This is a genomic window from Actinomadura meridiana, assembly GCF_039537545.1.
Classification (GTDB): Bacteria; Actinomycetota; Actinomycetes; order Streptosporangiales; family Streptosporangiaceae; genus Spirillospora; species Spirillospora meridiana.
Genome location: NZ_BAABAS010000004.1, coordinates 115313 through 130627 on the forward strand (window position 1 = coordinate 115313; position 15315 = coordinate 130627).

General features: G+C 66.8%; 12 protein-coding genes. 8 read left to right on the forward strand and 4 right to left on the reverse strand.

Features of this window, described 5'->3' with window-relative positions; translation table 11 throughout:
* Positions 1 to 9 precede the first annotated feature (9 nt).
* Both ABD808_RS04180 and ABD808_RS04185 read right to left on the reverse strand, forming a co-directional pair.
* Positions 10 to 1275: a glycosyltransferase gene (locus ABD808_RS04180; protein ID WP_344889982.1), complete on the reverse strand. Its 1266-nt coding sequence runs from the start codon at positions 1273 to 1275 to the stop codon at positions 10 to 12.
* A 69-nt stretch (positions 1276 to 1344) separates the two neighbouring features.
* Positions 1345 to 1710, reverse strand: coding sequence for a 6-pyruvoyl trahydropterin synthase family protein (locus ABD808_RS04185; protein ID WP_344889985.1), 366 nt, complete (start codon positions 1708 to 1710; stop codon positions 1345 to 1347).
* Positions 1711 to 1958: 248 nt separating this feature from the next.
* Here ABD808_RS04185 and ABD808_RS04190 point away from each other — a divergent pair, with 248 nt between their 5' ends.
* The 7 genes from ABD808_RS04190 (at position 1959) to ABD808_RS04215 (ending at position 9031) form a co-directional block, all read left to right on the forward strand.
* A complete protein-coding gene (locus tag ABD808_RS04190; protein ID WP_344889990.1) occupies positions 1959 to 3668 on the forward strand; it encodes a carbamoyltransferase N-terminal domain-containing protein in 1710 nt (569 codons plus the stop codon).
* A 103-nt stretch (positions 3669 to 3771) separates the two neighbouring features.
* Positions 3772 to 4791 (forward strand): polysaccharide deacetylase family protein, encoded by a 1020-nt coding sequence (locus ABD808_RS04195; RefSeq protein WP_344889993.1) that lies wholly within the window; start codon positions 3772 to 3774, stop codon positions 4789 to 4791.
* Positions 4792 to 4861: 70 nt separating this feature from the next.
* The gene (queE, locus tag ABD808_RS38440; RefSeq protein ID WP_425548883.1) at positions 4862 to 5650 is read left to right on the forward strand and encodes a 7-carboxy-7-deazaguanine synthase QueE; all 789 of its coding nucleotides are present in this window, start codon (positions 4862 to 4864) and stop codon (positions 5648 to 5650) included.
* The gene (folE, locus tag ABD808_RS04200; RefSeq protein WP_344889995.1) at positions 5574 to 6248 is read left to right on the forward strand and encodes a GTP cyclohydrolase I FolE; all 675 of its coding nucleotides are present in this window, start codon (positions 5574 to 5576) and stop codon (positions 6246 to 6248) included. Before queE ends, folE begins: the two co-directional genes overlap by 77 nt.
* Positions 6245 to 6958, forward strand: a complete 714-nt coding sequence (gene queC / locus ABD808_RS04205) for a 7-cyano-7-deazaguanine synthase QueC (RefSeq protein ID WP_344890000.1) — start codon at positions 6245 to 6247, stop codon at positions 6956 to 6958. Before folE ends, queC begins: the two co-directional genes overlap by 4 nt.
* Positions 6955 to 8181: a glycosyltransferase family 4 protein gene (locus ABD808_RS04210; protein ID WP_344890004.1), complete on the forward strand. Its 1227-nt coding sequence runs from the start codon at positions 6955 to 6957 to the stop codon at positions 8179 to 8181. Before queC ends, ABD808_RS04210 begins: the two co-directional genes overlap by 4 nt.
* Positions 8168 to 9031, forward strand: coding sequence for a class I SAM-dependent methyltransferase (locus ABD808_RS04215; RefSeq protein WP_344890008.1), 864 nt, complete (start codon positions 8168 to 8170; stop codon positions 9029 to 9031). Before ABD808_RS04210 ends, ABD808_RS04215 begins: the two co-directional genes overlap by 14 nt.
* Before the next feature lie 178 nt (positions 9032 to 9209).
* Here the strand turns inward: ABD808_RS04215 and ABD808_RS04220 are convergent, their stop codons facing one another.
* Positions 9210 to 12260 (reverse strand): non-ribosomal peptide synthetase, encoded by a 3051-nt coding sequence (locus ABD808_RS04220; protein ID WP_344890011.1) that lies wholly within the window; start codon positions 12258 to 12260, stop codon positions 9210 to 9212.
* On the reverse strand, positions 12257 to 13531 hold the full coding sequence (locus tag ABD808_RS04225) for a serine hydroxymethyltransferase (protein ID WP_425548884.1): 1275 nt from the start codon (positions 13529 to 13531) through the stop codon (positions 12257 to 12259). The genes ABD808_RS04220 and ABD808_RS04225 overlap by 4 nt, the downstream gene beginning before the upstream one ends.
* Positions 13532 to 14585: 1054 nt before the next feature.
* Between ABD808_RS04225 and ABD808_RS04230 the strand changes: the two genes are divergently transcribed.
* Complete coding sequence (locus ABD808_RS04230) at positions 14586 to 14921, forward strand: hypothetical protein (protein WP_344890015.1); 336 nt, start codon at positions 14586 to 14588, stop codon at positions 14919 to 14921.
* The last annotated feature ends 394 nt before the right edge of the window (positions 14922 to 15315 follow it).

A 15315-nucleotide genomic window follows, 5' to 3' on the forward strand; every position in this document is an offset into this window, starting at 1 on the left:
GGGCGGTTCTCACTGACCACGGTTCTCACCGACCACGGTGCGGACCGGCGCCAGCGGGCTGGCGAGTTCACGGCCGATCCGCCGCGCCTCGGCCCGGATCTCGGTCTCCCATCGGCGCCACAATGTCCGCAGCCTCGATGTCACGAAGACGAGATCGACCGAGTTGTCCGGCAGAGCGGTGCGCAGGCCGATGGCATGGCTCACCTGGTGCGTGGCGTTCTGGACGACATCGCGGTCGAAGTCGAACAACGCCGCGGTGGCCAGCCAGTCCGGCACGTCGTCGCCACAGCCCATGACGGCGATCCGGGCACTTCCCGCCGTCCGGCGCAGCCGCGCCAGTTCATCGCTCACGTCGACCGGCTTGGCCGCGGCGACCGCGTCGAGGACGAGCAGGTACTCGTCTTCCACGTTCCAGTCGTGATGGATCTGGAACTGCGTACGTTCGCGGGCGAACCAGGTCCACAGGAGTTCGACCACGGTGTCCGGTTGCTTGTGCAGGAACTTCAGCATGTTCGCGCTGCCGCTGTCCAAGTTCGGCACGGTCGTCCTGGGGTGGGGCGCCTCGATCGCCCACGCGGCCCGGCTCACGACGAATCGCGCGCCGTGCCTGAACAGGCGGTATGCCAGTTCGGTGTCCTCGCCGCCCCAACTGCGGAAATCCTCGTCGAACCCGCCGACCGCCCAGAAGTCCGCTGCGCGCACCGAGCAGTTCCCCGACCAGAACCACTGCCACGGAACCGCGCAGCTCCCCAGGTCGAAGTCGAAACGCTCGAGCGCGAGGTGCCGAACATCCCGGAACTCCGGCGAATCGCCGTATCGCCGGACTAGTTGCTCGGGTGCCAGCGTCCATGCGGTCTCGTCGAGCGGGGCGGCTGGGCCGTCTGGCTGGTAGCCGAAGATGTACCCGACCACGGCCGAACCGGACAGCTGGGCGGAGAGGTGGGCGGACAGGAAGTCCGGCCCCGGCAGTACGCCCGCGTCGACGAACGCGAGGACGGGCGCCGATGTGCGCCGGGCCCCGGCGTTCCGCGCGGCCGACGCCCGGAAGCCGAGATTCTCCTGGAAGTGGTATTCCAGCTGGAGTTCGTCGGCGAAACCGGCGACCACGTCGCCGGTGTCGTCCGAGGAACCGTCGTCGGACACGACGACCTCGAACTCGCCCACCGGAATCCGCTGCCTTACCAGTGCCGCCAGCGTGCGGCGCAGCAGCTCGGATCGGTTGTAGGTAGGGACAATGACCGCGATCCGCGGCTGGTCCGCGCGTTGCGCTGACATCACTGCTCCAAGAAGTGCTGTGGCAGCGTCCCGTCCCTGCCCGGCGACCGGGACGCTTCCAAACGCGACTTACGGTCGGTACTCCGCCCATGTCTTGGGAGTTTCGGAAAGCAGAATCGCGCTCAACTCCGGGAACAGCGGCAGCCAACGCTCGTACATCCAGTAGGCGAGGTTCTCCGCGGTGGGATTGCGGCCCGCCATGACGTCATTCAGGTGGCGGTGATCGATCTCGTCATCCAGCCACCGCTTGAAGACGGACAGCTCTCCGTAGTCGCGGACGAAACCAACGGCGTCGAGACCGCGCTCAGCCGCGGCGAGTTCGACTTTTACCACGTAATTGTGGCCGTGCAATCGGCCGCACTGGTGACCCTCCGGAAGCCCGTCGAGCCGATGGCTGGCCGAGAACTGGAACTCCTTGCTGATGAGAAAACCCATTTCTGAACCTCCAGGGCCATGGTGCCGCCCTGGCGGTTGTCGCACATCACGGGCCGGACCGAGATATGGCCGGCCGGTCCCCGAAGGGCGGCGGGGCCCGCCCCCGGTCGAAGTCTCGGTGCGCTCTCGCGGACACTTCGGCTTGTCCCGTGATGCGCCGGGCGCGCTGTGCCCGGACCATGGGAACTGGCCGATGACACCGGTGACCCAGGGGACGCACAACCGTTGCCACACAAGGAGCGGAATTCATGATCATCTGTGGGCTCAAGCTCACCCACGACGGCGCCGTGGCGTTGATCGACGGTGACCGGCTGGTGTTCAGCGTCGAGATGGAGAAGATCGACAACGGCAAGCGATACACCTGGATCAGTGACCTCACCATCATTCCCAGGATATTCGCCGATTTCGGCTACAAACCAGAGGATGTGGACGAGTGGGTGATCGACGGTTGGGACGGCGACCAACCCAAGCCGCTCTTTTTCGCCATGCACGACAACGGGAAACCGATCGAGATCACCGTCGCGCCGTACCGCGAGTGCCCGGCCTGCCCTGACCTGCTCCAGCCCGGTTATTCGGACGAGTTCACCATCGACGGCCACACTTATCCTTACACCAGCTACACGCACGCAGCCGGCCACTTGTCCAGCACCTACTGCACCAGCCCCTTCGCTCAACGCGGGGAGCCCGCTTTCGTACTCATTTGGGACGGTGGCCTGTTCCCGGCTCTTTACCTGGTCGATCCCGATACTGGAGTGCGTAATCTCGGTGACCTGTTTCCTTTGCTGGGACACGCCTACGCGATCGCGGGCCAGCATTTCGGGCCGTTCCAGCGGCCCGACGCGGCCAACGCCTGGGATCTGACGGTGGCCGGGAAACTCATGGCGTATGTCGCACTCGGCGCGCCTCGTGACCCGGTGCTCGCCGTGCTGCGCGACGAGTTCCATCGCATATTCGAAAGCGATCAGGACCAAGCGGTGGAGTACCGGCGCAGGACCGGCGGGTTCGGTAGCCCGTTCGAACCTTCGGTGCCGCCGGTGCACGAGTTCTACACGGCTGTGCGCACGCGGACCGAACCAGCCGAGGTGTCCGACGAGGACGTGCTGGCCAGCATTCACCAGTTCTTCGAGGACCTGCTCTGCGAGCGGATCACCGGCGCGTTGCGCGCCGCCGACGCGGCGGGCCCGGTGAACCTGTGCTTCACCGGCGGTTGCGCGCTGAACATCAAGTGGAACAGCGCGCTGCGCGCACTGCCGGCGGTCCGCGAGATGTGGGTGCCCCCGTTTCCCAACGACTCCGGCTCAGCCATCGGCGCCGCGGCCCTGGGCCGAATCGCGCATGCCGGGCTGTCAGCCGTCGACTGGTCCACCCGGCTTGGGCCCGAGCTGCTTCCCGTGCGGAACATCCCGGCCGGTTGGTGGGCCCGTCCGTGCCCACCCGCCGAACTGGCCAGGGTGTTGCACGAGACCGGCGATCCGGTGGTGGTGCTCAACGGGCGCGCGGAGCTGGGGCCGCGGGCCCTGGGCGGGCGCAGCATCCTCGCCGCGCCGACAGGTCCCGGGATGAAGGACGAACTCAACCGGATCAAGGCGCGCGAGCCCTACCGTCCGGTCGCCCCGATCTGTCTGGTCGACGCCGCCCCGGAGATCTTCGACCCGGGCGTCCCGGACCCGTACATGCTCTTCGACCACGCGGTACGGCCGGCCTGGGCGGACCGCATCCCGGCGGTCGTGCACCTGGACGGCACCGCCCGGCTTCAGACGGTCGACCCGGCCGACGACCCGGTGCTGGGTGAGGTGCTCGTCGAGTACCACCGGCTCAGCGGAATTCCGGTGCTGTGCAACACCAGCGCCAATCTCAACGGCCGAGGATTCTTCCCCGACGTGGCCTCGGCCATCGCATGGGGACGGGTGGGCCGCGTCTGGAGCGCCGGAACGCTGTATCAACGTCGCGGCGCTTGACCGACGAGACCGGGGCGGGCGACCCGCCCCGGGACAGCGGATCCCTGCCCGGTAATGCTTTCTGGAGGATTCGGTGCTTTTCTGTGGAATTTCTTGGGGGCCGGTGGGATACCGTGCCGCCGCAGTAGACACGGCCGGCGAGGAGGTCTTCGCCCGGGACTTCCCGCCAGGGCCGCTCGACAGTCTCATCGCATTCCTGCGCGAGCGTGCGGCGACCGCCGACGGCGGGTTGTGCTGCGTCATCGACAGCACCAACGGAACGCTGGACCTTCATCTGCTGACCGCGGGCCTGGCTGTGTGCCGGGCCGATCCATGGTCGTTGCCCGGCAGGCCGGTCGACGGTTCGGTGCCCGCGACGGAGCTGGCCAGGGCCGCCGCGGCCGACCCGACCGCGGTCACGGGGCTGGCGGTGACCTCGGGCACGCTCACCGGTCGCGCCGACGTGCTCGACCACTACCTGCGAAAGCCCGCCGGGCCCCTGCCACGCTTCATTCCCGGTGACCCCGAGCCGCGACGCGGCGCGGAGCAGCCGCGCCAGGTCGCGCTGACCTTCGACGACGGCCCGTGCCCGCCCTACACCGACCGGATCCTGGACATCCTCCGGTCCTACCGGATCACGGCCAGCTTCTTCTGCGTCGGGTTGAACGCGGCCAGCCACCCGGCGACGGTACGGCGCATCGCCGAGGAGGGGCACACTCTGGGCAACCACACCTGGTCACATCCCTATCTGCCCGACCTTGGCCTGGACGAACTCGCCTTCCAGCTCGAGGCGACCGCCACGGCGATGTCCAGGGCCGCCGGGTCGCGGCCCCACCTGGTGCGCCCGCCCTATGGAGCCGGTCGGCCCGAGGTGCTGGACTGGCTCGCCGAGCGGGACCTGGTCTGCGTGTTGTGGGACAACGACAGCCGCGACTGGGCCGCGCCGGGGGCAGCGGCGATCGCCGAGCGGGTCGTCCGGCAGGTGCGCGGCGGATCCGTCGTGCTGCTGCACGACGGCGGCGGCGACCGGTCGCAGACCGTGGCGGCACTGCCCGGGATCATCGAGCGGTTCCTCGCCGAGGAGTACGCCTTCGTGGGCGTCGACTCGCTGTGGCCGCCGGCGTTCCCCGGCCGGGAATCCTGACTCGGATGGGTACCCAGTTCTCGTCCCCGGACGGCCGGGCGGTCGGGCACCTCGGCGCCCGACCGATCCGATGGCGGACGCCGTGACCCCCGGCTCCACCGGCCGCGGTCACGGTACGCGCCGTCACCCGGTGGTCGAACTCTTCGGGCCGACCATTCAAGGTGAGGGGCCCGATGCCGGCCTGCCGTGCCTCTTCGTACGACTCGGCGGTTGTGACTACCGGTGTACCTGGTGCGACTCCATGCACGCCGTTGATCCACCTACGGTCCGGCGGGAGGCCCGCAGGCTCGACGAGTCCGATATCGTCGCCGAACTCCGGCAAAGGGTGTCCGACTCCACCGGAATGCTGGTGGTCCTTTCCGGAGGGAACCCGGCGATGCACGAACTGGGGCCCCTGGTCCACCGGTTGCACGACTCCGGTATGCGGGTCAGCGTCGAAACCCAAGGGTCACTCTGGAAAGACTGGCTCCGCGATGTTGACCGGCTGGTGGTCAGTCCTAAGCCGCCATCAAGCGGAATGGCCACCCCAGAGAACGCGCTTCAGTCATCAAAGTTCATGTCAGCGGCCACGCGACCATGCCCCAAAAGAAGCGATGTCTATCTCAAAATAGTCTGCTTCGACTCCGCGGACGTTGAATTCGCGTTCCGCTTCAGAGAGCGTCATCGACGCGCCGACGGGTCGCTACTCCCACTTTTTCTGTCATCCGGAACCGATGCCGAAGCCGCGCGTCCCCTGCCGGCGGTGACGGACCGTTTCCGGTGGCTGTGCGAGCTCGTCGCCGGTGACCCGCGAGCAAAAGACTGCAAAGTACTACCCCAACTACACGTTATCGCCTGGGGCCATGAAAAAGGACGGTGACCTTGTGCTGATCGGACACCCGAACGAGACCGCGACAGCGAACCCGCGCCACTCCGCCTTCCGGTCGATCCTGGCTGGCATCACGGGAGAGGATCCCGAACGAGAGGGGCTTGCTGACACCCCTCGACGCGCCGCGGAGGCAATCGACGAGTTCACCCGCGGGTACGAGATCGACCTGAACGATCTCTTTAGGACATTCGACTCGGCCGGCTACGATGAAATGGTCACGGTGCGAAATGTCCCGCTCTACTCGTTGTGCGAACACCACCTTCTTCCATTCATCGGTACGGCGCATGTGAGCTACATTCCGGACGGTCGAATAGTCGGCCTTTCCAAGATCGCGAGAGTCGTTGACACCTTCGCTCGCCGCCTGCAGGTACAGGAGCGCCTGACCATCGAGATCGCAGACGCCATCGAGAAGTACCTGACACCGGCCGGACTTCTGGTGATGATCGAGGCCGAGCACCTCTGCATGACGGTGCGCGGCGTGCAGGCTCCGGGAACGACGACCATCACCACCGCCGTTCGCGGGCGTATCCGGGAACAGCAGACCACCCGTGCCGAAGCGGTATCGGCGATCGGAATGAGGTCACAGTGAAACGGAAGGCGTTGGTCTCGCTTTCGGGCGGGCAAGACTCCGGAACCTGCCTTTTCTGGGCCCTGTCAGAGTACGACGAAGTCGAGGCGGTGTCGTTCGACTACGGCCAGCGTCACCGGGTCGAGCTGGACTGCGCCTCGCGGCTCGCCTCCCGTGCCGGAGTGCGGCATACCGTCCTGGAACTCGGGCCTGCTTTTCGGCAGATGGGTGGCTCCTCCCTCATCGACGAATCGATCGACTCACGATTCGACGCCACGGGAACGGGAAATGACTACGCGGCCAGGCACGGCCTTCCTTCCTCGTTCGTCCCCGGGCGCAATGTCGTGCTGCTCGGCTACGGCGCGGCGCTCGCCGCCACGCGGGGCGCGCACACCCTCGTCACCGGTGTCTGCTCGACCGACGACGCCGGGTACCCCGACTGCCGGATCGACTTCGTTCGCTCCTACGAACTCGCCTTGCGTCAAGCACTCGACGAACCAGCGTTCCGGATCGAGGCGCCACTGCTCGACCTCACCAAGGCGGAAACCTGGGGCCTCGCGCAACGGCTGCGGTGCCTCGACGAGATCGTCGAACACACCCACACCTGTTACCACGGCGACCGCAGCACCCTGTTCGACTGGGGTTATGGATGCGGACGATGCCCGTCCTGCACGACCAGGGCGGCCGGGTGGCAGCAGTTCAACGACCGGCAGAGGCAGCAGACCCGATGAAGTTCGCCTTCGTTCTGCTCACCTACAACCTCGACGAGCCCGCGGGCATCGAACGCAGCGTCGCCGCCCTCGCCGTCGGCCTCCGCGCGCAAGGGCACCGAGCGATCATCATCGCCGCCGGACCGGCGACCGCCGCCGACGATCCCGATCTCGTCAGGCTCGAGACCATCGAGCTTCCCCGCCCCATGCTTTTCGATGATCTTCCGAGGATGCTCACGAACCCCGCGGCGCTCCGCGACGAGGTCGAGCACGTCCTGGCCGAAAACGACGTCGACCTGGTCTGCTGGGCCGACGCCGTGGCGGGTCTCGGCTACCTCGCCCCCGCGCCGGCCGGTGTCCGCACCGCGCTCATGGCTCACCTGATCCGGGCGGACGCGTCGATCCACGAGAGTCTGGCGCGCAAGCCGGACGCGGTGCTGGCAGTAAGTCCCTTCCTCATTGAGGAGTCCGCCCGCGCCGACGTCGACACGCGCGGTTGGAGGGTTCTTCCGAATCCTCTCCCTCGACGCGGCACTCCGCCCCCCCGTCACGTTCGGGAACGGCTACGGCTCAGTGGCCCTGTCCGAACGTTGGCAAGGGCGGACCCGGTGAAGGGAATCAGCGGACTGCTTCGCAGCCTGCCGCACGACTTCGGCCGTCCCGTGCAGGTCGCGCTGGCGGACGCCTCCTTCGAACTGTGGGACGGTATGCAGAAGGCCGTCCGCGACGAGTGTCTGAGGATCGCCGGAGAACGCCCCGAGGTCGAACTCCTGCCGGCCCTGCCCTGGGACGAGGCCCAGGACTTCCTGGCTGGGGCCTCCCTCGCGGTCGTCCCGACGATGTGGCCGGAAACGTTCGGTAACGTGGCCGCGGAGGCCCTCTCGGTAGGCACCCCGGTAGCGGGCTTCCACCTCGGAAACCTGCCCGTCCTCGTCGGCGGAGCGGGCCGCCTGGTGGAACTCGACCGCGGTGACGAGGTCCAGCACATCGGTGGCGTCACGGGTTCGACCGCGGAGCCGCCAGGCGCGTCCGAAGCGTTCACACGCCTGTGGTCGGCCGCCGCGAGCCTTCTCGCGGACCACGACACCTATCACACGGCGTCCGAGCAGGCATGCGGCCAGGTGCACCAGTACGAACCGGCGACCGTGGCCGACACCTTCCTGACTCTGATCGGCACCGGACATTCGGCCTGCCGAACTCGGCCCCCACATGAACCCGAGGAGCGGCTGAATGTGGCCGGCTGAACTGTCCGTCCCTACATCGAAGCTCGATGTCGACGCTGTCGTGGCCCATCCCTGGTGCGGTTCGGTCTGCGACCGTCCCCTGGAGTATCGCGGCCCGCACCAGCTGTCCCGGAATGGCTGGACCAACTTCACAGAGCGACTGGAGCGAGGCGAAGAGATAGCGCTCCTCCGCGCACTCGCCGTCGGCCGCGCCCACGCGCTCGATGTGGGAGGCGGGACGGGCGAGTTGACCGCCGCAGTGGCGACGCAGGCCGGCCGATGCAAAGCAGTCGAACCTCACCGCGACCGGGTCGCCGTGCTTGGTGAGATGGCCGCCGTGGAGGTCCATCCTGGTCACGCCGAGGCACTGCCGTTCCCGGACCGCTCCTTCGACTTCGTGCTCGCCGCGTGGATGCTGCCCTATGTGCAGGACTTGCGGGCCGCGCTCCACGAAATCGCGAGAGTATGCGACAACGAGGATCCCGACGCGACCATCGTCATCGTCGGCGGTGCATCCGACAACGAACTCGTCCGGCTCCTCAACGACGTGTGCATCCCGTTGTCCGGCGAGGAACCCGATCACCAGGGCTTTCTCCTGGTGGAAGCCGCCAGAGCCTTCGCTGAACACGGTTTCACCGACTTCTCGCTTCTACGGACCGAAGCCGCCCTACATTTCCCGGAAACTTCGGAAGACGACCGGATCAAGTCTGCGGCCACAACCTTGGCCGATTTCTGGTTCGAGGGGCATCCCCGGTCCGTCGATATGCGCCTGGCTCTGGAGCCGGCCCTGAGGGAGCATTTCGCCCACCGCCCTCACGCGATCGGTGATCAAGGCATCGCGCTGGTGGCACGCCCCAGCAGAAGACGCTGAAGGCCACCAACCAGGCCAGTGGCCGAGAATCACTCTCATGGCGCAACTTCCTGCGGAAGCGTAAGCGTACGGCGGTCCTGGAGCGCCAGGCAGCCGGAAATCCGCGAGCACATGAGAGCGACTCATCCGCCGACGGAATACCGCACCTCTCAATAAATGCTCTGCCCCAGTAGCAGGGTCAGGGGGAGGGGGCGGGGAGGTCTTGGCGGGAGAGTTTTCCTATGGTGGTGACGGGAATTTGGTCGATGGGGATGAAGCGGACCGGGATTGCCTCAGGTGGGCATGAGCGTTCCAGAAAGCGGCGGAGCTGGTCGGAGGACGCGGTGCGTTGTTCGTAGAACACGACGTAGGCGACGAAGCCGAGCTTGTCAGGTGCGATGACCACTGACGCGGCGACGGCGGAGTGGGTGCCGAGGATGGCGTTCACCTGGTCGGCGCCCATTCCGATGGCGGGACCGCTCTTGTGGTCGGCGGATCGGCCCAGGATCTCCAAGGTGCCGTCAGGCTGGAAGCGGCCCCGGTCGCCGGTGGGGAAGATCAGGTCCACCGGGTCGTCTCGCAAGGGGGCGTCTCGGAAGGGGTTGTGCAGCAAACCGGTCGTTTCTTGGTGCCCGAGGTATCCCAGCGAACTGTAGGGCGAGCGGATGAGGACTTCGCCGATCTCGCCGGGCGCGCACAGCGTACCGCCGGGCGTGGTCACCACGGCCTCGACGTCAGTGATGCCGCGTCCCGCCGGGACCCGTCCAGCGGCAAAGGACGGCGGGACGGAGTAGCAGGTCTGGACCATGGTGCATTCGCTGGCGCCGTAAAGGTTGACGATGGCGGCGTGCGGGGCCAAGGCGCGGAAACGGCCTGCGAGCCGACCCGACAACGGCTCGCCGGCGAAGAACAAGAGCCTGAGCTGGTCGAGCTGGCCGGTACCGGAGGGTGTGGCCAGAGCCGCCGAGGCCAGCGAGGGGACTGTGTGGGCCATGGTGATCTTCGCCTCGCGCATCCATGCCAGTGGCAGGGTCGCGTCGCCCGCCAGCGCCGCGGGTTCGGCGGGCAGGCTCAGGCACGCGCCGCTGACCAGGGGCGTGAAGATGTCGCGCAGGACGGCGTCGGCGCTGAGGCTGAGCAGGGGCGCGCATCGATCGTGCGGACCGATGTCGAACCGCCGGCTCTGCCACATGAGGAAGTGCGACAAACCGTTGTGGCGCCCGAGGAGAGCCTTGGGTGACCCGGTGGTTCCGGAGGTGAAGAACACATATGCCGGATCATCGACGCCCGCGCCGCCGTCTGAACAGCGCTGCGGCCTCGTGCCGGTGCGTACGAGGATCGCCTCGGTGTCGGCGGCGGCGTGCACCACGGCCGCCTCCGGCGCACCGATGGCGGCTTCGGCTGACTCGGGTCCGACGGCGATGATGGTGCGTGCCCCAGCCCGATTGATCATGTACGTCCGTCGAGATGGCGGCAGTGCGGTGTCGACGAGGAGCAGGGTTCCTCGCGCGAGCCACACGGCCCAGATGGCGGCGTACAGGTCGAAGCCCTTGTGCCGGGCGGCGACCGCGATCACTCCTCCGGGGACGTGCCCCGCTGCGCGAAGGGTGTCGGCCAGCGCGTGTGCCCTGGCGGACAGGTCACCGTAGGACCAGCGGCGGACGCCCTGCTCAAGCATCGGCAGGTCGTGATGACGAGCCGCTGAGTCCCGCAACAGTTCGGTGATCAACGGGTGCGCGCGGCGGCGGGGAGGGAGTGTGGGGTCCGGGAGCAGGCGCCGATGCGCGGGTGAGGTGAGCGGGACGTCGTGCACCGGGGCGTCGGGATCCTGGACGATGCCGATCAGCAGCATGCGGAACTGCTCAAGCATGTCGGCGACGTATCGGGCACTGAACAGATCGTCGTCGTAGCCCGCCTCCAACACCAGTCCGGCGTCGCCCACGCCACCGGGGTCACCGGGAGCGACGTGCACCGCCAGCGGCAGTCGCGGGTCCCGGTACCGAGCCGTGTGCGCGGACAGGCGTAGTCCCGCACGGGCGAGCTCGACGGGCGGGAACTCAGCCAGATCGAAGGTCACCTGGACGGTTGGATAGGCACCGGCGTGGCGCTGTGGCCACAGTTCCCGGGTGAGTTGATCGAACGGAAGGTCCCGGTGTGCCTGTGCGGACCGGAGCTCCTCCCGCACGCGCGTCAGTGCCTGTCGGAAGGTCGGTCTCGAGGCGAGATCGATCCGCAGTGGCATGACGTCGGTGAACGGACCGATCAGCTTGAGATCCTGGTGCGGCACCTTCGCGACCGTGGTCCCGACCACGACATCGTCATGGCCGCTGTAGCGCGCCATCAACGTGGTGAACGCGGTGAACAGCGCGGTGAACAGCGACGCCTCATGCTGGGCGGCGAGCGTGGTCACCTCCGTCACCAGTCGTTGAGGCAGCTTGCCACGTTCCCATCGACGGATCAGACTCTTCGGCGCGTCATCGCACCGGCTCGGCAGCCGGGTCGGCGGCAGGGCCAGCCCGACGGGCGCTCCCATGAGCCGGTTCCGCCAGTAGGACGACTCTCGGGAGAATGACTCGTCCCGCTGCCACGCCGCAAAATCGGCGTATTGGAACGGCAACGTTCCACGCTCCGGTGGCCGCTTTCGAACCGCGGCCGCATAGCCCGCGGCCAATTCCTCGACCAGGACACCTGCCGAGCCGAGATCGATCACAAGCCGGTGTGCCACCAGTACCAGCAGGTAGTCACACTTCTCCGTCCGACGGCGGTCCTCCCGAAGGCCGTCCCGATGGTCGGTCACCAGCGGGTTCTCGATGCGCAGCAACCTGGTACGCAGCAAGGGCGGAGCGTCCAGATCAAACGGTTGCCGGACCGCCTCCCTTTCCCATCGGTGAATCGCTTCATCGCGCTGTTCGGCGGTGAGCCCGTCCCCTTCAAGCTCCTCGATCGTAAGTCCTTCTGGCGCCTTGGGGGCCACTCGCTGCACCGGTCGGCCGTCCACCGCGACAAAGCCGGTACGCAACACCTCGTGACGATGAATGAGCTGGCCGATACTGCGCCGCAACGCGACCAAGTTCAGTTCACCCACCAGACGGACGGTCACAGAAACGTTCTGTAGCGCCGACCCCGGATGGGCTTGTTCAAAAAGCCAGGCCCGTTCCTGCGCGAATGACAACGGCAGAGCGGCATGGCGCCGGCCGTGCGGGCGAAAAGGCGGTCCATCTCTCCGCGCGTATTCAGGGCTGGCCGTCATGACAGAGATGAATAGACAGGATGCTTGGCAGCGACATTGTCGACGCGAGAGCGCAGAACATTTGTCTCTGATTCGGTGATATCCGGCCGCAGCGCTGCGGCGATGATGTCCGCGATCTCCGCGAAATCTTCGGGTTGGAAACCGCTGGTGGCCAGAGCCGATGTACCGATTCGCAGACCCGAGCTCGTCATGGCGGGACGGGAGTCGAAGGGCACCTGATTGCGGTTGACCGTGATTCCCACGTCGTAGAGACGGGTTTCCGCATCCCGGCCGCTCAGCACAGATTTTCGGAGGTCGAGAACCACCAGATGGACGTCGGTTCCTTGGGTGAGCACCTCAACGCCGGTCGCGGCCACGTCCGGAGCGCCTAACCGTGTGGCCACGATATCCGCCCCTTCCAGGGCACGCCGCTGGCAGTCGCGGAAATCCTCCCCCATGGCAATCTTGAAGGTGACCGCCTTGGCGGCGATGGTATGTGCCAGCGGCGCCGCCTGTTGCCCCGGGAAGACGGCCCTGTCGATCCGGTCGGCCAGTTCGCCGCGGCACAGGATCATTCCTCCTCGCGGGCCGGCGAGTGTCTTGTGTGTTGTGGAGGTGACCACGTCGGCGTAGGGGACGGGGTTGGGGTGCAGACCAGCGGCCACCAGTCCCGAGATGTGCGCCATGTCGATGAGCAGGTAGGCACCGACCTGGTCGGCCACCCGCCGGAACGCGGCGAAGTCGATGGTGCGGGGGTAGGCCGACCAGCCGGCGACGATCAGCCTGGGTCGGTGCTGGTCAGCCAGCCGTGCCACCTGCTCCATGTCGATGACGGAGTCGGCGGCCCGGACCTGATAGGACACCACGGTGTAGAACCGGCCTGAGAAATTCGCCCGCATCCCATGGGTGAGATGGCCCCCGTGGTCGAGGCTCAGCCCCAGAATCGTGTCACCAGGCTGAAGGAGAGCCATATACGCGGCGGCATTGGCCTGGGCTCCCGAATGCGGTTGCACGTTGGCGTGTTCCGCCTGGAACAGCGTCTTCGCCCTGTCGATCGCAAGCTGCTCAATGCGGTCAACGTTCTCACAACCCGCACAGTAGCGCTTTCCCGGATAACCCTCCGCCAGCTTGTTGACGAGAATCGAACCCTGCGCCTCCAGGACCGCCCGCGGCGTGAAGTTCTCCGAGGCGATCATCACCAGCTTGCTTTGCTGCCTGCTCAGCTCATCGGTTAATGCCTCGGCGACCTCCGGGTCGACCTTCGCGACGGAATCATCGATGATCCTCATCATTGGGCATACCTTTCGACTTGTATGACGTCGCCGTAAACCTCTGTGACGGGCGGCATTGCCGCTATTGGCGGCAGCGCTTCATTTCCGCTTCCTCCCCTTCGTTGTTCCAACGAAGGGAGCACTCCCAGTCGGAGTCAATATCCCGACAATGACTCGCCCGAGCCCACATGATCTAAGATGGCACGGCTTCCGTGAAAGGAACACCCACACTCCGCCCTTACGGCGCCGGAAAAGGGATTGGAGCCCAGGTCATCGGCGTGACTCGACTTCCGGAGGATGAGGAAGATCACAATGCGTAAGCGAGGTTTGGAGCGCCCCGCACCGCCACACGATCCAGGGCAGAACGATGCCGGGGCGGCCCCGATCGCCCCACTCACCAGGGGTCATAGGAGCTCACCACCACATCTGGCAGCCGTGCGTCGATCGTCACAGCTCAATACCAGGGTCTGACCAACAAGTCTCTGGCCGCGCGGGAGCCGGGAGCGTCTGAGCAGGCATTTACCATCCACTTTGGTCAGGCCGCGATGGGGAAAGGAGGCGTCGGGCGGGGGATGGCGCGCGATGTTCCTACCGAAGTTCGGCTTTCCGGGCTATACCGCGCTTGGCGTCTGGTCACACCCTGACTCAACAGAGCCGTGACCCTTGACCTGTCCGGTTCCGGAAGTCGGCATGTCGGCCGGGGATCTGCCCATGCCGTCTCGTCCGGATGATCTGCTCAGTGTCGACCCGCACAAGTCCACACACACCGCGACTGCGGCCCAGGCAGCCACCAACCAGCCGAGGCCGTCGGTCGGACTCCTTGCGGTTCGCCTCCCCGTGGAGACACGGGTAGTAGGGGAACCCTGCCCGCGCTGCTGGGGTCAACCCCCGTTGTGATCTTGAGGTGCGCCGGATCGCGGCCCGCTGTCGGGCGAAACTAGCGTTTCGGTCATGACCTCGACTCTGCGCAGGCACCTCGCTGTGGCAGTGTGTGTCGCCGCGCCGCTCGCCTGCGATGCGGCCCCGGCCGTCGCCCGGTCCGCCGGTCACCGTCGACCACTGGCTGCCGGGAGTGGTGCGCGGCAACGGCAACGAGTCGATCGCCGAGATGGCCGACTGCTGTTCCGAATGCCACCGGGCCGCGATGCTCCGCCTCGCGCACGTCCTCGCATCAGCCGACGACGTGGCGCTCCACGCCACCTACTCCGCGGCGATCGCCAGCACACCCATCGCGCTCGCCAGCATTTCCAGTACCGCCGTTCCTTCGCGGCCATCACCACCGACCGCGAAGCAACCACCAGAGCCGCTGCTTGGCGTGATACCACCGCAGCCACAACGGGAGCCGGTGATGCGGCACGAACGACCACAGATCGTCATCGGCTGGATTGCCCCGCGCGCACGACCTCAATAGGGCTAGACAACGCCGGTCCACAGCACGGTGGAGCCTGGCCGTGTGAGCCATCGCGACCAAGCCCTGCTCACGGATCTGCGGGCTGCTGGATTCCATCGCCATCGCGACCAGCGGCAGCACTCGCGCGGGTTCTGGATGGTTGAGCGCCAGAGCGATCACTGCGACCCCCGCCATCTCCTCACCGCGCTCGAACGCCGCCCGAACCTCCGTGGGGAGAAGATCCGCCTCCCAGACTGCGGAGCCGTCGCTCCAATCAAGGCCACCGTCAATTCCCGCGGCTGTCTCAGCGTCCTCCACAGACAGACTCTAATGCCGGACTCCTGGCGAACCGCCGGTTGTCCGGCGTGGTCGACGATCAATCCGACCCCTCGGCAGCGTCAGCGGGCATCTCGAC